The following is an 18,742-nucleotide window of genomic DNA, read 5'->3' as shown; positions in this document are numbered from 1 at the left end:
CGTGCCGGCGAGAGCACCCGCAGCCTAGTCGCGTGTCAGTCTCCGGTGCGTGACGCGATGCGGACGAGCGGCGTCGGGGCCGAGCCTATCGACCTTGTTCTCCTCGTAAGCCGCGAAATTGCCCTCGAACCAGAACCATTTCGCTTCGTTGGTGGCATCGCCCTCCCACGCCAAAATGTGCGTGCAGGTGCGGTCGAGGAACCAGCGGTCGTGGGAGATCACCACCGCGCATCCGGGGAACTTCTCCAACGCGTTCTCCAGCGAACTCAGCGTCTCGACGTCGAGGTCGTTGGTCGGTTCGTCGAGCAGCAGCAGGTTGCCGCCTTGCTTGAGCGTGAGCGCGAGGTTGAGCCGGTTGCGTTCACCACCGGACAGCACACCCGCGGGCTTCTGCTGGTCGGGGCCCTTGAACCCGAACGCCGACACATAGGCCCGCGACGGGATCTCGTTCTGGCCCACCTCGATGTAGTCGAGGCCGTCGGACACCACTTCCCACACGGTCTTCTTCGGATCGATGCCTGATCTGGTCTGGTCGACGTAGCTGAGCTTGACGGTGTCGCCGATCTTCACCGTGCCGCTGTCAGGCTTCTCGAGGCCGACGATGGTCTTGAACAGGGTGGTCTTGCCGACGCCGTTGGGTCCGATGACGCCGACGATCCCATTGCGCGGCAGCGAGAACGACAGGTCCTTGATCAGCACGCGTCCGTCGTAGCCCTTGTCGAGGTGCTCGACCTCCACCACGACATTGCCCAGCCGCGGGCCGGTCGGAATCTGGATCTCCTCGAAGTCGAGCTTGCGTGTCTTCTCCGCCTCGGCGGCCATCTCCTCGTAGCGCTGCAGCCGCGCTTTGCTCTTGGCCTGCCGCGCTTTGGCGCCGGAGCGCACCCACGCCAGCTCTTCTTGCAGCCGCTTTTGCAGCTTGGCGTCCTTGCGTCCCTGGACGGCCAACCGCTCGGCCTTCTTCTCCAGGTAGGTGGAGTAGTTGCCTTCGTAGGGGTAGGCGCGGCCGCGGTCCAGCTCGAGAATCCATTGCGCCACGTTGTCGAGGAAGTAGCGGTCGTGAGTGACGGCCAGGATCGCGCCTTTGTAGCTGGCAAGGTGCTGCTCCAACCACTGCACGCTCTCGGCGTCCAAGTGGTTCGTCGGCTCGTCGAGCAGCAGGAGATCGGGCTTGGACAGCAGCAGCTTGCACAGCGCCACGCGGCGTCGCTCGCCGCCGGACAGGTGGGTCACCGGTTCGTCGGGCGGCGGGCAGCGCAGCGCATCCATGGCCTGCTCGAGCTGGCTGTCGATATCCCACGCATCGGCGTGATCCAGCTCCTCCTGCAGGCGGCCCATCTCTTCCATCAGCTCGTCGGAGTAGTCGGTGGCCATCAGTTCGGCCACCTCGTTGAAGCGGTCGAGCTTGACCTTGATCTCGCCGAGGCCCTCTTCGACGTTGCCGCGTACCGTCTTCTCCTCATTCAGCGGCGGCTCCTGCTGCAGGATGCCGACCGTTGCGCCGTTGGCCAGGAACGCGTCGCCGTTGTTGGGCTGATCCAATCCGGCCATGATCCGCAAGACGCTCGACTTGCCTGCCCCGTTGGGCCCGACGACGCCGATCTTGGCTCCCGGCAAGAAGCTCAGCGTGACGTCGTCAAGGATGACCTTGTCGCCGTGCGCCTTGCGGACCTTCCGCATCGTGTAGATGTATTCGGCCATGCCGTCGGTGATGCCTTTCGTAGATCGGCTCGAGTGCTCCCGACCATCCTAGGCACCACCGAGCAGGGCTAAGCCGACAGAGGCAGCGCCTCCTTGCGCGACTCGGCGTCCGTCTGCTCTTCGGCGTCGGTTGCAGGCTCGGCCTCCTTGGCCACTGGAGGCACCGGTTCGATGACCCGTACCAGCGTCTGCGACAGGTCAGGGCCGACTGAGGTGGCCCGCATTTCCAGCGACGAGCGGCGCACGCCGTTGCTGTCGTCGTACTCGCTGGTGTAGACGTGACCGACAGCGATTACCGCGCGGCCCTTGCCCAGCGCGGCACCAACTCCAGTGACCAGCTTGCCCCAGCAGTTCACGGTGATGTAGAGCGTGTTGCCGGGCTCCCAGCTGCCGTCGGCGCCGCGCCGGCGCGAATTGCTGGCCATCCGGAAGCTGATGACTTCCTGGTTGCCGACCTGGCGGCGTCGTAGATCGGTGATGATGCGGCCGACCACGGTCATTGGCGTCTCGAACATGTTGTTTCCTCTCATCCGGTTCACGCTCACGGCGTGCAGCACCATTGACGCCAACGGCACCGACGCCGCCCGGCCGATCGGTCGTGTCGAACGCCGCGCCTGTGGATGAAGCGGCTGTTGGGGATAACGAGTGCCATGTTGTCGGGCGAGGCCACACCTCGCGCGATCCACACGTCTCGAACGTGAAGCTGTGAAGGCGACACGCCGACGAGCACCGCAACAGGTTCACGTTGGCGGGCGAAGCCAGCGGCCCCGAGCGGCCAGGCCCCGGGCGGGCGGGGTGCGCGGTTAGCGTGACCGCGCGTCGCGGCGCGCGAGTTCGGCCAGCATTGCGTTGTAGGCGGCCAGCTCCGCGTCCTCGTCGCGGTCGGCCGCCCGGTCCAGCCTCTTGGCGGTGCGCTGATCGCTGCGACTCCATTGGATCAACAGCGCGATCATGACCACCGCCAGTGGTATTTCACCTGCGGCCCAAGCGATTCCGCCTCCGAGCCGCTGATCCCCGAGCAGGTCTGTGTGCCAGCTCAAATGCAGCGACCGGTAGAACCCCTCAGCGAGCACCGTGCGGGTGCCCATGAGCACGACCCCGAAGAAAGCGTGCAGCGGCAGTGACGCGAACACCGTGGCCAGCTTGGCCACGGGCGGAATGGGCCGCGGTGTGGGATCGATGCCGATCACCACCCAGTAGAACAAGTAGCCGCTGAGCAAAAAATGGACGTTCATCAGGACGTGTGCGGCGTGGTTTCCGGCGGCCGCGTCGAAGATGCCGCCGAAGTACAGGCCATAGAAGCCGACGACGAATATGAGCGTCGCGACGATCGGGTGCGTGAAGAAGCGAGATAGCTTGCTGTGCAAGGCAATTAGTAACCATTCGCGCGGCCCGGGCGGCTCGCCCCGACCAGCCGCCGGCAGCGCGCGCAACGCCAGGGTCAACGGGCCGCCGAGCGCCAGCAAGATCGGCGCGAGCATCGACAACAGCATGTGCGCGGCCATGTGCATCGAGAACATCGCCGGCATGTACCGGCCCACCCCCGAGGACGTCGCGAACAGCAGCACCGTGCAACCGCACAACCACGCGAAAGTCCGCCCCGCAGGCCACGCGTCGCCGCGACGGCGGAGTCGGCGCACACCAGCCAGATACAGCAGCGCCAACACGATGGCCGCCGTGCCGAAGATCAGGTCGAACCGCCAGTCGAAGAGAACCCGGGTCACAGTGGGCGGACCGGAAAAGTCGTAGCCGATCTTCACCTGCGGGATCGAGGGATAACCGATAGGCGACGAGGGCGGCGGAGTGCGCCCTAGGCCGACCGCGATACCGAAAGTGAGACCAAAGACCACGGCCTCGATCAGGGCAAGCCGCACCAGCGGCCTACGCGCAGCAGGATCCCGGCCCAGCGCGGCCAGCCCGACGCGGCGCTGGCGCCATCCGAGCACACCGAGCACACACAAGGCTGTCGCCTTGGCCAGCACCAGTCCGCCGTACGTGGTGCCGACCAGGTCGCTCAGCCGGATGCGGACCAGCGCGTTGATCACCCCGCTGAGTGCCATCGCCACGAAACACCAGCCCGCCAGCCTGGAGAACCGGCGCGCGGCGAGGTCGCCGTGTTCCCCGCCGCGCAGCGCATGGACCGCCAAGGCGAGCAACCCGCCAGCCCACAAAGCGCCCGCGAACAGGTGGATGACCAGGCTGTTGGTGGCCAGGTCATGGGAGCCGCCGGCCGAGGAGTGACCGGTCAGGCCCAGCGGCAACAACGTCACCAGCGACCCGGCCAGCAGGAACGGCGTCAGCGACCACCGCAAAACGGGCATGCTCGCGACGGTCACGATGGCCGCGAAGAGAGCGGTCCACCGCCATGCGTCGGCAATGTTGATCACGCCGGCGGTTGTCCAGACCGTCGCCGGGTTCAGGATGTCGACCACGGGCCGGCCAGACACATCGGAGATGGTCAACGGCACCAGCAACACCGCGCACACTGTCCATGCACCGGAGGCCACGGTCCCGATGCGAAGCGCGCGGTACCCGTCTGCGTCCAGCACGCCACTTTCTTGCGGAGGCACGAGGAACGCGGCGAACAAGAAGGAGCCGACAGCGATCACCGCGGTGACTTCGCCTGCCGCGCGGACGAACGGCAGCCCGTAGGCGGTCAGGGATCCTGGATCTGGCAGACCTGTTGCGCTCAGCGCGGCCGCCAGCGACAGCGCCCCGATCGCGGCCGCCGTCGCTCCGGCCAACACCGCCACCCCAACGAGCACCGGCCAAATGGGTGCCCGTCGAGCGGTGCGTGGCTCTGCGGTCATGACCTCAGCGTATGGCCGCGGGAGGATGACCTACCAATGCCAGAGCGTCGCTCTCGATACGAACGGCGGGCGTGTGTCGGAAAACACAGTTGATTCGGTGAACGCGATCGCGGCGGTCTCGTTTGAATATGCATCAGCGGAAACCGTGTCGGTCCCAAGGCATACGTTCGCCTGGACGTACGCTCCGGGCAGGAGAACATCATGAATCTTGTTGTGATAGCGATGTTATCGGTCGGTGTTCCGCTCGTGGCCTTTGCCTTACACCTGGCACAAGAGCGGTTGGAACGCTGGGATCAGCGCCGCCACGCCGACGACTAAACCCGATCAGCCCGCTTCCAGACGCTGACGACGCCGCTGGGCCTCCCGCTCGTTGAACTGCGCAACCGACGCCATCTCGATGCGATCCATGTCGCTCAAAATCGCACGCAGCTCCGCCAGGAACGCTTTGCGCCGCTCCATCAAATCGGCTGCGGGCTGCAGCAATCCCTGGTCGGCCGCCACCTGCCGGGCGGTGCCGAACAGCAGCGCCGACACCGACTCGTTGCTGCGCACTCGGCCCTGCGCTAGGTACTGCTCACCGACACCGAGCGCCAGCTTCGTCAGCTCCTTCTCGCCGATCTCCGCGGGAGCGTCGCGCAGCACGTCGGCGACGATCTCGTAGGCCTGAAAGAACGGACGCAGCATCGCGTGCGCCATCAACGGCTTCTTGTCGTGCAGCAGTGTGTCGATGTCGCGGCCCCCGGCCCGCACACGCGCTTCCCAGTCGTCCTGCCACGCCATCTCCTCGGCGATGTGCTCACGAAACGCCGCGGAGTCAGCGAAGTAAAACTCGAATTTGAGCAGATCACGCAACCGCATCGCCTGCGCCCAGAACGCTTCGACGCGGTCGCCGTCGGCCCGCGCTGCGCCTGCCAGGGCCAGTTCGACGATCGACGTCTCCAGGAACGCGTCGATCATGGTGTTGCGGTAGAACGCCGCCTCGTGCTCGTGCTCCGGCGCGATGCGCCACACCGGCTCCCGGCCCCTGTCCACCCGAGTGACGGGATGGCCGTTCGACAACGCGTCGGCCGCAGTCCGCACTCCTTCCCGGGTGCGAAGCCGTAAAGCGCTGTTGGTCATCGGGATCTTTTTGCGCTCGAGGTAGTCGAGCGAATCCTGCAGCGTGTGATGGATCTGGTCGAGCGTCAGCGCTCGGCCACGGGTGGTCAGGAGCAGCGCAGACACCAGCGCGGTGGCGTTCACCGGTGTCGCCCGAAGGATCCGCCATGCCACTTCGAACGCCATCTTCTGTAAAGCGAGGCGTTTGGCAGCTTCATCGGTGGCCATCGGCCCGTGCGGTTCGCCAAGGTATTCACGCATCGACACCGCTTCCGGGAACCGGACGTAGATCTTGCCGTAGTTGCGCTCCCCTTGCGCCTTGATGAAGTTGTACAGCCAGGACAGGCCCTCAGGGGTTTTCTCACCGCCGCGCGCATAGGCGGCGTACTCGGCGGTCTCGTGAAGCTGGTCGAAACTGATCGACACCGGCTGCAGCAGAATGTCTTCACTGCGACCGTCGAGGTAGGCGTCGGCAACGAATGCCAGCAGACCGAGCTTGGGCGGCAACATCTTTCCGGTTCGGGATCGGGTGCCCTCGATCGACCAGCTGAGGTTGAACCGCTTTTCGACGATGTAGCCCACGAACTCTTTCAGCACGTACTTGTAGAGCGGATCGTCGATCTTGCGGCGGATGAAGATCACCCCTGAGCGCCGCATCAACGGGCCCATGAACCCGAACGACAGGTTGATACCGGCGAACGTGTGCACCGGCGGCAGCCGGTTCTCCTGCATCGCGACGGGCACAATCACGCCGTCGAGATAGGACCGGTGCGAGAACAGCAGGACCGCGGGATGGGTTTCCAGCGCCCGCCGCATTCTTTCGACTTCCTCGCGGTCGTAGTCGATGTTGGGGTCGAACCCCCGGCTGAAAATCGCGCGGCCCAGCGCCGGGATGAGGTCGACCGAGAACCGGCTCCAGCCGGTCGCGAGTTCGTCGAGCATCTGGCCGGCCTTCTCGACCGATGCGCCCGGAATCTGTTGCAGCCCTTCGACAAAGCGTGCCGACGCCAACATCTCCGGTTTGACCAACCGCGGCGACTTGTACGCCGGGCCGAGCAGCCGCAGTTCCACCCGTTCAATCGCGAGTGCGGCGCGGCGCAGCACGAATCGCGCGAAGTCGCGCGGATTGTCGCCGACGGTCGTGTCTTGCCACTGCTGCCGGAGTTCGGAGACCTTGGCGGGTTCGCCCGCGACGATCCGAGCTCTGGACGGGTCCCGGTGCAGGATGCGCTTCTGCAGGATCTCGGGCGGCCGGTACGTGTCGCGGCCCGAGAGCAAGCCGACCAGCTTCACCCGGGTCGGCAGACCACCTGGCACCCAGAACACGCGCACCGGCACCACCGTCCGGTCCTCGTCGGCGCTGAGCTGCTCGACGAGTTGAGCAACCACCCCAGGGTCGGGCTCGTCCTCAGCGGGCAGCCGCAGCACCTCCACCTTGGCCTCCGGATGCTCGCGGCGCTGCTGGGCGAGCCAGTTGTTGAGCAACTCCACCTCGGCCGCCGACGACACGGAAGCAAGCACCAACGCGTCGTCGGTCGCGGTGAAACTGTCCAGGTCGTCGGTGCGGGCGCTCATCGCTGCCTTTCCGCCCTGTCACCGACCTGTGAATTACCCCCTGCCACAGTCTTTTTCACCGCAGCTTTCTTAGCCGCAGCCTTCTTCGCCGGCGCCTTCTTCGCTTGCGCTTTCTTCGCCGGCTTCTTTGGCTTGCCTCGCAAATTTTCAGGTAGTTCCGGAACCTTGTCGTGCGGCCAGTTCTTCAGCGTGTCCAGATAGAGTTGGCGCACCTCGGCGATGTGTTGGTTGAGATTGTCGTGCGTCCAGTCGTCGATCGGTATCGGTGGGTAGACGACGACGTCGACGGTGCCGGGGTTGAAGGTGCTCGAATCGCGCGCGGCGATGACTTCGGCGTTGCGAATGACGATCGGCACGATCGGGATCTTCGCCGCCATCGCGATCCGGAACGGGCCCTTTTTGAACGGCCCCACCTCCGTGGTGTCCAGCCGGGTGCCCTCCGGGGCGATGACGATCGACAAGCCTTTGCGCGCGAGTTCCTCGACTTTGTGAAGCTCTTCGACGGCGGCCTGAGTGTTTTCGCGGTCGATGAACACCGCATCCATGACCTTGCCGATCGGGCCCATCAGCGGGTTTTTCTCCAGCTCCTTCTTGCCCACCGAAGTGAAGTTGTCGCGGACCAGATAGCCCGCGATGATCGGGTCCACCTGGTTGCGGTGGTTGAAGATGAACACCGCCGGCCGCTGCGCGGTGAGGTTCTCCTCGCCGAGCACGTTGAGGCTGACGCCGGTGGTGGCCAGAAGCAGCCTGCCCCAGTTCGTGGTGAAGAAGTTGACGCCCCGGCGCTTGCTGCCGGCGAGCAGGCCCACGCCGACGGCACCGGCGGCGACAGGCGCCAGTGACGCCACGCCGGCCAGTGTGCGCAGCGCCGAAACAGGGCTGCTGCCGCTGCGGCTGGAGAACCGCAGCACCGGCCAGCCACGCTTGGCCGCCACCGCCGCGAGCTTGCCTTCGGGGTTGGTGGGCCGCGGGTTGCCGACCAGGTACATCAGCGCGACGTCCTCGTCGCCGTCGGCGTAGAAGTAGCTCTTCGTCAGGTCGATGTCATGGTCAGCGGCGAACTTCTGCACTGCATTCGCCTTACCCGGACCCCACAGGATCGGCTTGAGCACACGGCCGGTGAGGATGCCGTTTTCGTCCACCTCGAAGCGGTTGCTCAGGATGTTGTCGATGCCAAGAAATCGAGCCACGGGTTCCACCTGGACGGTGAGCGCCGACGAGCTGAGTACCACGGTGTGCCCGCGGGCCTGGTGCGCCCGAACCAGCTCTCGCATCTCGGGATAGATCCGCGACACGATGTGCTGGACGAACAGTCGCTCGCCGAGCTCGTCGATGTCGTCGATCGAGCGCCCCTTCATCATCGCCGCGCCGCGGTAGATGAGTTGTTCGAAGTCAGCGCGGCCGAGACGGTGGTTCAGTGCCGCCTGGACGACTCCGAGGAACTCACCGATCCCAATCTCTCTGCGCCGGAATCGTTCCCGCGTCATGATCACGCCGGTGAAGCCGGCCACCAACGTGCCGTCGAGGTCGAAGAACGCACCGATGTGCGGGCCCGGCGGGCTGGCTTCCACTTCTGCCACAGAGCCGGGCAGCCTCATGTCCCGGCGATCGAGGGACCGATTGTCGGACGGGCTCATGACGGTGAACTCCCGTTGGGTGACGGCGCCTCGGCGCTGGACTTGGCAGACTCGGTGAATGAGGCGGGCGTGGCGCGGCCTGAGCCACCGAGGGCGAGCACCTCATTGAACCCCGCCAGCAGGCACCGCGCCCAGAGTTCGTCGTCGACGAATGACGCCCGGTCATAGCGGGTGGTGACAGTACAGATGCCGCCACGCGAAATCAGCACCGCCATCATCGCGACACCGGGCAGGGGCCCAATACCGTACTGACGCAACACTTTTGCTCCAGCGATGTAGGTGTCGCCGCCGTACACCGGCAGGTTGCTGGCTTGCACGTCTGCCGAAACCACTGATCCCGCCACCGATTCCAGCAGCGGGTCGGGCAACAGGCTGAGCAGGGGCGCGACGGCGCCGATCATGTCGATCGCGGGTTCTTCGCGCCGCTTGCACATTTGAGTGCGGACGTTGTGGATGCGTGCGGTTGGGTCTGAAATTCCCAGCGGCGCGGAGATCATCACGCCGGCGAAGCGGTTGCCCCCGGCGGGATCGGCTTCGGCTCGCAGATTGACCGGGATCGCCATCGGCAGCGAGTCGATGGGCACGCCGAACTCCAGGTGGTAGAGCCGCAGCGCGCCGCACAGCGCAGCCAGGTACGCATCGTTGATGGAGCCCTCGGCGGCTTTGGCGGCGGCGCGGATGTCGCCGAGCTCCATGTCGATGGCCTCGCTGCGGGAAGTGAGGCTGCGACGGCGAAGCAGCGGGGAATGGTCGGCGCCGGGCGACATCACCCGGGCGCCGGAGCGGGCGTACTCGACGACGCCCTCGACCGCCGACACCGGGTTGCTGAGCACGCGGCCGACCACCTGGGCGGCGCCGGTGACGGCCTCACGGACGCCGCCGAGGATGGCAAACGGCAACCGGTTGAGACCCTCGCGGGCGAGGTCGTTGCCGGTGAGGTCTTGGGGAATGGGCAGCGGCACCGGCTCGCGAGGCGGCGGATCGCGTTCCAAGTCGTAGATGTGGGCGAACATCTCCACTGCACCGACACCGTCGGTGACCGCGTGGCTCATATGCAGCAGCAGCGCGGCGCGGCCGTCGGGCAAACCTTCGACCAGCGTGACGGTCCACAGCGGACGTGAAATATCAAGCGGCGATTGAAGAATCACCTCGGCCAGGTCGAATACTTCGCGCAGCGTGCCGGGGTCGGGCACGCGGATCCGTCGTACGTGGAAGTTCAGGTTGAAGTCGGGGTCCACCACCCATCTGGGCGCGGCCGTCGGGACCGTCGGCACGACCACCTTCTGGCGCAGCCGCAGCACGCGGCGCGACGCATACTCGAAAACGTTCAGGAAGCGATTCCAGTCGGGCGTGGTGTCCAAGATCTCGACGGCCATGATGCCGGAGCGGGTCCGTGGGTTGGCCTCGCCGCGGTGCAGCAACATGTCGAACGCACCGAGTTCTTGAGGAAGCCCCGCCGCGTCTACTGCCTCAGCCACCGTCTCGTTCACTCCTCCCCGGTAAATCGCGTTCGAGGACAACGCTAGTCCGCTCGACTACCTCGTGGGAGAGGGATTGACGTGGCGCCGCGATCGGCCGGGAGGACCGTCGCTGTTGGATAGACTGCCCGCGCTGCCCCCGTAGCTCAGCGGACAGAGCAGCCGCCTTCTAAGCGGTAGGTCGCAGGTTCGAGTCCTGCCGGGGGCGCATAGGGGGGCCACAGGGGCGTGCCGAGCCCGATATGCAGTACGCAGGTCCTCTCCCCGAATCAGTGCACATCACCCGGCTTTGGCCGTGCGACGATTCTCGTGGAGGTACTGATGTCACAACGGATAGAAGTTCGTCCTGACCAGCTTGCCCGCGCGTCCAGTCGGGTGATGCAGTGTGCCGACGAAATCGCCGCCGGGTATGCCTCGGCGGACGCGCGGATCGCAGATGCGCAGAGCGGATGGGTCGGGCGGTCAGCTGGTGCACTGAGCGCCCGAGTGGGTTCATGGAAACAGACGAGTGCGGTCCTGCTCGAGCGTCTCGACGGGCACGGCACCGCGTTCTACGCCAGCAATCTGAGTTTCGCCACGACCGAAGACGACAACGCCCAAGCCGTCGCTGAGATCGGCGCCCTGGGTGCGGTTGCGACCGTCGACTGAGATATGGGCGGTTTGTCGGTAGCCGATATCGACCGGTGGAGTTCCGATGCGGTCCGCGACGTATTCAGTGCTGCGAGAGCACGCGCCGAAATCACGGTCGGCGCTTCAGAGCAATTGGAGTCGTTGACAGTGTTCGACGATTGGGGCGGCGACGCCGCGGACGCGGCGCGGGACGCGGTCGGCCAGACACGACGAGACCTCGACTCCCACGGCCGGGAGGCGCTCGCAGTCGCCCGCGCGGCCGATGCCGCCGCCGAGGGCATTGACAAGGTGAAGGAGCGACTGCGTCAACTCAGGGACAAGGCACCCACGATGGGTTGTCGGGTGAATACTGCTACCAACATGGTCGAGATTGACCCGAACACCAGGCTTTTGCCGTTCGAGGCGATGCTCAACGCAATCCAGTTAGACCGTGAGCTGAAACTCATCCTCGCCGCGGCGGACGAGGTAGACGATCAATTGGCGCATGCAATCGAAATGGCTGACGGCACCGATCCGATACCGGTCATGCCAGGGCCGCCGGAACAGGCGCCGGCCCGGTTGCAGAACCAGATCGAAGCCTTCAAGCAGGTTTTCGGTCGCGAACCTGAGTCATTGGCCGATTGGCATACGGCCGGCGTCCTCGACCCCCACACCTACGACCCCAAGAACCGTGGCGCCGTGTCGAACGTGGTCGTCGGTCGGATCAACCCCGTTCCCGGCCAGGGCATCGTTCGCGGCAATCTGTTCATACCGAGCGACTCTGTCTTGGCACCGAACTTCACAATCCCCAATCTGGTCGACCGCAACGTTGGCGACAACCGCGGCTTCGATCCGGGCGCCCTTCCGGAGAATTCGCGTGTGTCCTTTTTAATCGACTACGAGAACGGACTCGTGGTGGCACGGCAGAACCCGTCAATCAATCTCGACACTGGTGAGATCCAAGCCGGCTCACCACAAGTCAATGTTGCGCAATTGCGGGATGGGACGGTGTACCTCCGGTATGCGGCCGCGGATCCATTCTCGCCGGGCGGCGAGAACCTTGCCAAGGCGACCGTCGCCGTGAAAGGCATACTCGCGGTGCAGCCCGGCTCGTCAGGGCCGACAATCGGCGGCACTGCGACGGCATTTCCGGCCTTGGAGGTTTACAACGAACGCATGCAACTCAGGGACTCAATGACCATAAGCACGACAACGACGATGGCACAGGTATATCCAGACATAGACGACGAGTGGGGACCGATGTTGGGACTAATCCGCGACCAGCAAGTCGGTGACCAAGCGTTGGTCCCCCGCTTCTATGGCTACGACACCCAATTCCCCCTCATTCCGCCGACGACCCAACTGGGCTCACCGGTTAAACCGCCGACTGTGGCCATTCTCGGTAGGTAGCTTCCGTGACGCATCACAGAGGCGAAATCGTCTGGCTGCCCGCAACTTTCGCTGGTGCGGCGCTTGGCGGAATTATGTGGGCTATCGTTGTTCGTCTGACAATATTCGCCAAGTCGGGACCGCCCTCGCCGTTCGTTGCGTGGTCCATGATCGCTATCGCCTGGCTGTTGTTCACCGCAATCGGCGCGATTACCGCCGCATTCGCGCGCCGCTCCCTGTTCCGTAGCGCGGGGATTGCGCTGGCGATTGCCCCCAACACAGGTGTGGCGGTCTTGCTACTGGCCGGCCTGCTTACGCTCGTGAACTGGATTTTCTGATGTCATTTTCAGCTGCCGACGGCTCGAAACGCCCACATAGTCCGGTCTTTCTACTTCTCGGACTTCTAGTCGGCACCTGGTCGCTGGCCGTGTTCGGATTGGCGTTTTTGCCGCTCGCACCGTTTATCCCGGCGGTACTTGCAGGTGCAACGATTTGGTTTGAACGCCTTCGGACCTTCGCACTCGGCTGCTCGGCTGCGGCGTTCGGAGCATTCGTCGCGCTGCTAACCGAGTGGCTCCTGCTGGGTTTCTAAGTCATGACGCCATCTCGGCGATCTCCGCCCCGGTCTCCCATATCCATACAGAAGCGGGAGCGGCCGCTTCTCCTCGGATTGTTGGTGGGCACGTGGTCGCTGATCCTGTGCGGCATCTGGTTCTGGCCATATGCGTGGGTGTTCCCATCACTTCTGGCGCTCGCGACGGCCTGGTCGAAACGTACGAGAACGTTCGGCATCGGAGCGTCAGCCGCAGCATTCGGAGCCTTCGTCGCTGTGGTCACCGAGTGGCTGCTCATGGTCTTGTGAGCGATACGAGCGCATGAGCCCCAGTCACCCGACGATCCGCCCGCTCGTCGAAACATCTCCAGACTCCCGGCTAATCGGCCATAGCTCACCTCGCTTAGTCCCTCCCGACCGGCGCCCCGCGATGGTCCGGCACATCGGCGCCTGATGTGGGTGTCACCCCCGCCGCATTATTCTCAGCGGTCCCCCGCTCAACCCCCACTGCGCCGCAATTAAGCAAAAGAAGCAAAAAAGTTGTGGCGGCTAACTTTTCGGGGCCACAAAGAGCTGATTCGGACTTCCGAATTCGGCATACGGACCACGCATCATCGGAGGACACTTTGGCCTGTGCAGAACGGCACGATTTGGCGGCTCCTGCACAACCTTTACTAGTTCAGCCAAGTGCTAGGAGAATTCTGATGAAGTACGCCATGACGTGGACATCGCGGCTCGGCGCGTCCGGTAAAGACAACGAAGAGGCCTTGCGCCGCGCTCTTGAACTGTTTTCCAAGTGGCAGCCTCCGGCGGGCACGACCTTCCACCAATTCGTCGGACGGATCGATGGTGAAGGCGGTTTCGCAATCGTCGAAACGGACTCCGCCACAGAATTGCTCACCGAAACGTCAAAGTTCCTTCCCTTCAACTCATTTCATATCCATCCCGTGGTTGACATGAATGAATGGGCAGATGCGGCGCAGACAGGTATCGACTTCAGAAACAAGATCGGCTGAGCCGCGCAGACGGGAGGGGGCCGCTCGTCACGGGTGGCCCCTTTCCGTTGCGTCGAGGCGTCCGATGTCCCTGCCGGTTCGCTATGGCGCGGGCGAGGCCAGCGGCGTCAGGGTGAAGTTTGCGGAAATCGGCCCCAGCACGTCACCGCATTCGCCACTATTCACGGCGCTGACCATGCCGTTGCCGTTCTCGTCCCAGTTGTACTGCGCAGCGGCGGCCACCTTCCTGCCGTCATCGCAGGTGATGAAATCCAGCCGGTTGACGAACATCGTCCAGTAGCCGTTCAACGCGTACGCGTCGGCCTCCCACGGCTCCGTTTGGCCGCCCGTCTCGGCAATGTGCAAACACTGGACCCCGCAGTGCGTGACCGCCCATGTGGTAGGGCTGGTCCCACCAACCCAGTTGAATTGGTAGAACTCCGCCGGCGGCGGCGCTGGAGCTACGTAGTCCGCGCCGTCGTCCGCGTGTGCCGGGCACGCGAACATCCCGGCGATTAGGCCAGCGCCCAGAACGGACGCCGATATCCACCGCTTGATCACCGCGCTCCTCCCCCTGCACCGTTCGAATTGACAGCCGGAGCATACGGGGATCGGCACGGTCAGCGCGCCGTTTCGGGCGCTACCTCGGCGGCGGCTCCTGGGTACCGTGTTCCCGGGCGTAACGAACCATGCGCTCACTGAGCCGAATGAGCGGGTCTTCTTGACCCCCGGGCATGGTGTACGCAAGCTTGCGCAACTCGATGGCAAACCCGTAGAGGTCCTGACTCAGCGACGCCACACTCATGAGCGACCCCCCGTTCGAGGAGTAGAAGCAATTTCCAGCTTTTGGGCGAGCACGGGACTCGCGGACGGCTTCACGAGCACCCGCGTCATAAGAAAGTTTGCTCCTGCGTATTGCTGATGTGAAGTCCAATTTGCTGTCTCCATCCCGCCGTCGACGCGATATGACGAATCCGTCCCGCCGCCCCGTCGTCGCACCCACCACCCTCTTCACGCTGGAGCCGCCGGTCTGTGAAATGTCACCGAATGGCGGGCCGAACCGCAGTCCTCCGGATGCGAATAGGGCCATTGGTCCTCTCAGACAAGGGCTTTGCGCACCGGTTCCCGACGCCGCAGAACTCATACGCTGTGGGCATGACCTACGTGATCGGCAGAGAATGCGTCGACGTGATGCACAAAGACTGTGTCATGGAGTGTCCGGTCGACTGCATCTACGAAGGCGACCGCAGCATGTACATTAATCCGTACGAGTGCGTCGACTGCGGCGCCTGCCGAATGGTGTGCGAGGTTGGCGCAATTTACTACGAGACCGACCTTCCCGAGGACCAGCTGCAGCACCTGGCCGACAACGCGCGTTTCTTCGACGAGCCGCTGCCCGGTCGCGGCACCCCACTCGGTTCACCCGGCGGCGCAACCGCGCTCGGGTGCGTCGGCGTCGACACCTCGTATGTCGCCTCCCTGCCTTACCGGGAGTAGGACTTGTCTGCCGAGGCCATCGCCGTCATCGCCGAACCGGAATGCTGGCAGCTGCTGGCTAGCAAGACGCTGGGGCGACTGGCGACCAGCGTGTCGGGTCAGCCCGAGATCTTCCCGGTGAACTTCGTCGTACAGCGCCACACCGTGTTGTTCCGCACGGCGGAAGGAACCAAGCTGGCCTCCACGGTGGCCAACAGTCGGGTGGCGTTCGAAGTCGACGATCACACCTTCGAAGAAGGCTGGAGCGTGATCGTGAAGGGCCAGGCGCACCTACTGCGCACTGAAGCCGAGATCGCGGAAGCCGAACGCGCGCAACTGCTCCCGTGGACAGCGACGGTGAAGCGGCACTACGTGAGGATCGTCCCGTCGGCAATCAGCGGGCGACGCTTCCGCTTCGGCGCAGAACCCGAGACAGACCACGGCTGGGCCTGACCCGCTATCGTTGCCCATCGTGACCGTCAGCGACACCCGCGAAATCGTCATCGAAGCCACCCCTGAGGAAATCATGGCGGTGCTCACGCAGCCCGAGTCGCTGCCGGAATGGTCGGACCTGCACTTGAGTTCGGAGGTGCTGGAGCGCGACGACGAGGGTCGTCCGGTGCGCACCAAAATGAAGGTCAAGACCGCCGGGATCACCGACGAACAGATTTTGGACTACACATGGCATGACGACGGGGTGTCCTGGACGCTGAACAGCGCCAAACAGCAACGAGCCCAAGACGCGCGCTACACGCTGACCCCGGACGGCGACAAGACCCGCGTCAGGTTCGAGCTGTCCGTCGATCCCGTGGTCCCGCTGCCCGGGTTCCTGATCAAGAAGGCCACCAAAGGCGTCATGGGTACGGCCACCGAGGGCTTGCGCAAACGCGTGCTGAGCCAGAAGAACGCCGGTTAGCGTCTGAGCCGAACCGTCCGATAACCGCCGTAAAGCGTTGCGGCCACAACTAACCCGACGAAATACGCGGTGTCGGCGCCGTGCCATGCCTGTGCCACCGGACCCACGATCAGTGACGTGTTCATGAACGGCACCGCAGCGCCATAAGCAACGACGAACGCCACCAAGGCCACCACAGCGTCGAGACGGTCCGTGTGCTCGCTGTCGGGGTCGAGCAGGTGGCGACGACGGGTGCGGATTATCCAGTCGACCCCCGTGACCGCGACGAAACCGGGAATCCAGTAGCTGACCAGCAGCAGCAGATCCTGGAAACGTTTCGACATGTCCCCGGAATGCAGCCAGAGGATCAGCACGAACGCGAGCACCGTGACGACAAGCGCTGACACCGGTCGGCGCACGCGAATGCCGACGGTCTGCAGTGCCAGCGACCCGCTGTAGTCGTTCATCGCCGCCGACCCGATCGCCGCTAAGGCGATCACCAGCAGTGCGACCGCTCCGAGCACACCGCCGCCCATCACCGAGCGCACACCCTCCGACGTCTGTTCCGACAGCACCGGTGCCGCCGCAATACCGATGCCCTGGACGAAGACGTAGGCCGACGCGATGCCGGCGAACGTGAAGCCGAAAACCGCTGACAGCGACGAGTCCGCAGGCAGATAGCGGCTGAAGTCTGCTGCGTAGCTGGCCCATGAAATGGCAAGGCTCAAAGCCACTGTCACTTCCAGGACGAACGCCCCGGCGAGGTCGTGCCCTTCGACAGCGGCGGGTGTGACGACCTGATGGCCGCTTGCAAGTTTGACCGCGAACGCCACGAACGTGATGAGCAGCACGAACGTAAGCACCGCTTGCACGCGATGGATGACTTCGTACCCGAAGAACCCGACCAGACCTTGCACCGCCAACAGGATCAACACGGCGATCCAGAACGGAAGGCCCAGCAGGACGGCGAGCGCGTCGGCGCCGAAAAGGCCGACCAGCCCGTCCCAGGCGATCGACGACAGCCACTGCAGCCCGGCGGGCAACACCACGCCGGCGCCGAACGCCATCCGGGAAATCGGCAGTTGCGCCGCACCGGTACGGGGTCCCCAGGTCGAAAGGTAGCCGACCACGAGAGAACCCAGCACTGTGCCGATGACCATGGCCAGCAGCCCCAGCCAGAAGCCGAGCCCCAGCGTGATCGCCAGCGTGCCGGTGAAGACGCCGGTCATGTTCACCTGCGGCGCAAACCAGACCGTGAACAGCCGCGCGGGCTTGCCGTACCGCTGATCGCGGCCAATGGGGGCGATGCCGTGCGTTTCAACCGCGAGGTCTCCCGAGCGGGTGGGCCGGCGGCCGTGAAAGGCCGATGCGCGCAACGGGCTAGCCGTGTCCGGGGAATCGGTCATCGCGGCGTGGCGAGAGTCAGGCTCGACGCTGCAGGCGCGGGTGGGCGCGGCCTGCGACGAGTGGCAGGTCCAGCGAGGTCACGATCCCCGGGGGCGCTGCGCACACATACGGCACCGCGTTGACGCAATGTGCCGCTGTCGCAACGATTCCCGGATTGCTCACCAGCCCGGCCTCCACGGTTTCCGGTTGCCAGCCCTTGATGGTGACGAACGTGTCGGGGTTGCCCTTCACCTCCACTTCGAAGCGCTCACCTTCACTGCCGAACGACCATGGCGGATCGAGGTTCTCCTCCCCCATCAGCCAGTTCACGCCGGCGCGCACCACCACGTCGCCGTCGACAACCGCCTCCCAGGAGAACCGCTGGGCGGCGACCTTGCCGGGTTCGATCGGTCCGATCGGCGAGTCGATGGGTGCGGTCGCGACGGCCGAGTCGTGCGCCGTGCGGATTTCCGCTCGGCCTGCGAGCCCGAGAGCCTGCAGCACCATGTGAATCGACTGCTTGAAGCCACCGGTCAACAGCGTGAGCATCGGTCCGTTTTCGGCCTCCTCGGGTGTGCCGCCGAAGCACATGATGTGCCGGACCACGTCTGCGGCGCCGTACGTTCTGATGTCCGAAAACTCTTCGGCGCGAACGAAGGTCACCGCTGACGACATGGCGGAGAATACAAGCGGCAAGATCTCGGTGACGCCGCCGGGATGGATGCCTGTGCCGTGCAGGCTCACCTTCGCTTCTTCGCACGCGACGGCCAGCGGCGCCGCCTCCTGGTCCGGTGGGTAGAACCACCCGACCGGGGTGACGACGTTCTTGCCGGACCGAAGCAACGCGACGACCTCGTCGGCGTCGGGGATGAGCGGCGCGTACACCACCGCGTCGGCGTCGGTGGCGAGGATGTCGTCGATGCTCGACGTGGCTGCTACTCCGAGGGGTGAAGCGCCGATGATCTCCCCAACGTCCTTGCCGTGCTTGTCTTTTGAGTGCACCCAGCACCCGGCCAGCTCGAGTTCGGGATGAGTGAGAATGCAGTCGATCGCGGCCTTGCCCACCGATCCGGTGGCCCACTGGATGACCCGCAACGCCATGTCCGCTCCTTTGCGCCTCGACGCGATGCGCACGAATCT

At 64.7% G+C, this 18,742-nt stretch carries 16 protein-coding genes and 1 tRNA gene; 8 read left to right on the top strand and 9 right to left on the bottom strand.

Annotated features, from left to right (window positions below; translation table 11 throughout):
* Positions 1 to 24 precede the first annotated feature (24 nt).
* From ettA to AC5Y4N_RS14505, 6 genes are all read right to left on the bottom strand, one after another.
* Complete coding sequence (ettA, locus tag AC5Y4N_RS14530) at positions 25 to 1,701, bottom strand: energy-dependent translational throttle protein EttA (RefSeq protein WP_499908784.1); 1,677 nt, start codon at positions 1,699 to 1,701, stop codon at positions 25 to 27.
* A 68-nt stretch (positions 1,702 to 1,769) separates the two neighbouring features.
* Positions 1,770 to 2,216 (bottom strand): single-stranded DNA-binding protein, encoded by a 447-nt coding sequence (locus AC5Y4N_RS14525; protein ID WP_499908786.1) that lies wholly within the window; start codon positions 2,214 to 2,216, stop codon positions 1,770 to 1,772.
* A 288-nt stretch (positions 2,217 to 2,504) separates the two neighbouring features.
* Positions 2,505 to 4,511: a bifunctional copper resistance protein CopD/cytochrome c oxidase assembly protein gene (locus tag AC5Y4N_RS14520; protein ID WP_499908788.1), complete on the bottom strand. Its 2,007-nt coding sequence runs from the start codon at positions 4,509 to 4,511 to the stop codon at positions 2,505 to 2,507.
* A gap of 324 nt (positions 4,512 to 4,835) precedes the next feature.
* Entirely contained in the window at positions 4,836 to 7,184 is a 2,349-nt protein-coding gene (locus tag AC5Y4N_RS14515; protein WP_499908790.1) for a glycerol-3-phosphate 1-O-acyltransferase, read from the bottom strand.
* Positions 7,181 to 8,821: an HAD-IB family hydrolase gene (locus AC5Y4N_RS14510; protein ID WP_499908792.1), complete on the bottom strand. Its 1,641-nt coding sequence runs from the start codon at positions 8,819 to 8,821 to the stop codon at positions 7,181 to 7,183. The genes AC5Y4N_RS14515 and AC5Y4N_RS14510 overlap by 4 nt, the downstream gene beginning before the upstream one ends.
* Entirely contained in the window at positions 8,818 to 10,299 is a 1,482-nt protein-coding gene (locus AC5Y4N_RS14505) for a wax ester/triacylglycerol synthase family O-acyltransferase (RefSeq protein WP_499908794.1), read from the bottom strand. The genes AC5Y4N_RS14510 and AC5Y4N_RS14505 overlap by 4 nt, the downstream gene beginning before the upstream one ends.
* Positions 10,300 to 10,434: 135 nt before the next feature.
* On the opposite strand from AC5Y4N_RS14505, the gene AC5Y4N_RS14500 reads away from it, so the two are divergent.
* The 5 genes from AC5Y4N_RS14500 (at position 10,435) to AC5Y4N_RS14480 (ending at position 13,866) form a co-directional block, all read left to right on the top strand.
* Positions 10,435 to 10,507: transfer RNA gene (locus tag AC5Y4N_RS14500), tRNA-Arg, on the top strand.
* Positions 10,508 to 10,620: 113 nt separating this feature from the next.
* Positions 10,621 to 10,947, top strand: a complete 327-nt coding sequence (locus AC5Y4N_RS14495; protein ID WP_499908796.1) for a WXG100 family type VII secretion target — start codon at positions 10,621 to 10,623, stop codon at positions 10,945 to 10,947.
* 3 nt (positions 10,948 to 10,950) lie between these two features.
* Entirely contained in the window at positions 10,951 to 12,318 is a 1,368-nt protein-coding gene (locus AC5Y4N_RS14490) for an Rv0964c family protein (RefSeq protein WP_499908798.1), read from the top strand.
* Between the two features lie 5 nt (positions 12,319 to 12,323).
* Positions 12,324 to 12,635 carry a hypothetical protein gene (locus tag AC5Y4N_RS14485; RefSeq protein ID WP_499908800.1) on the top strand — a complete coding sequence of 104 codons (312 nt, stop codon included), beginning with the start codon at positions 12,324 to 12,326 and terminating at the stop codon, positions 12,633 to 12,635.
* A 919-nt stretch (positions 12,636 to 13,554) separates the two neighbouring features.
* On the top strand, positions 13,555 to 13,866 hold the full coding sequence (locus tag AC5Y4N_RS14480) for a DUF3303 domain-containing protein (protein ID WP_499908802.1): 312 nt from the start codon (positions 13,555 to 13,557) through the stop codon (positions 13,864 to 13,866).
* An 81-nt stretch (positions 13,867 to 13,947) separates the two neighbouring features.
* Here the strand turns inward: AC5Y4N_RS14480 and AC5Y4N_RS14475 are convergent, their stop codons facing one another.
* Positions 13,948 to 14,406, bottom strand: a complete 459-nt coding sequence (locus AC5Y4N_RS14475) for a hypothetical protein (RefSeq protein ID WP_499908804.1) — start codon at positions 14,404 to 14,406, stop codon at positions 13,948 to 13,950.
* Between the two features lie 594 nt (positions 14,407 to 15,000).
* On the opposite strand from AC5Y4N_RS14475, the gene fdxA reads away from it, so the two are divergent.
* Genes fdxA through AC5Y4N_RS14460 form a run of 3 tightly spaced genes read left to right on the top strand, consistent with a single transcriptional unit; the run spans position 15,001 to position 16,237 of the window.
* Complete coding sequence (gene fdxA / locus AC5Y4N_RS14470; protein WP_499908806.1) at positions 15,001 to 15,342, top strand: ferredoxin; 342 nt, start codon at positions 15,001 to 15,003, stop codon at positions 15,340 to 15,342.
* Between the two features lie 3 nt (positions 15,343 to 15,345).
* Positions 15,346 to 15,774, top strand: a complete 429-nt coding sequence (locus AC5Y4N_RS14465; protein ID WP_499908808.1) for a pyridoxamine 5'-phosphate oxidase family protein — start codon at positions 15,346 to 15,348, stop codon at positions 15,772 to 15,774.
* Positions 15,775 to 15,793: 19 nt separating this feature from the next.
* Positions 15,794 to 16,237 (top strand): SRPBCC family protein, encoded by a 444-nt coding sequence (locus tag AC5Y4N_RS14460; RefSeq protein WP_499908810.1) that lies wholly within the window; start codon positions 15,794 to 15,796, stop codon positions 16,235 to 16,237.
* On the opposite strand, the gene AC5Y4N_RS14455 is transcribed toward AC5Y4N_RS14460, so the two are convergent.
* Entirely contained in the window at positions 16,234 to 17,622 is a 1,389-nt protein-coding gene (locus AC5Y4N_RS14455) for a purine-cytosine permease family protein (protein WP_499908812.1), read from the bottom strand. The two genes, AC5Y4N_RS14460 and AC5Y4N_RS14455, sit on opposite strands and share 4 nt — an antisense overlap.
* Positions 17,623 to 17,638: 16 nt before the next feature.
* Entirely contained in the window at positions 17,639 to 18,703 is a 1,065-nt protein-coding gene (locus AC5Y4N_RS14450) for an NAD(P)H-dependent amine dehydrogenase family protein (RefSeq protein ID WP_499908814.1), read from the bottom strand.
* Positions 18,704 to 18,742 lie beyond the last annotated feature (39 nt).

The organism is Mycobacterium sp. NGS19, from assembly GCF_059813155.1.
The sequence above is the reverse complement of the archived record's forward strand: the minus strand, read 5'-3'. Positions and strand labels throughout refer to the sequence as shown.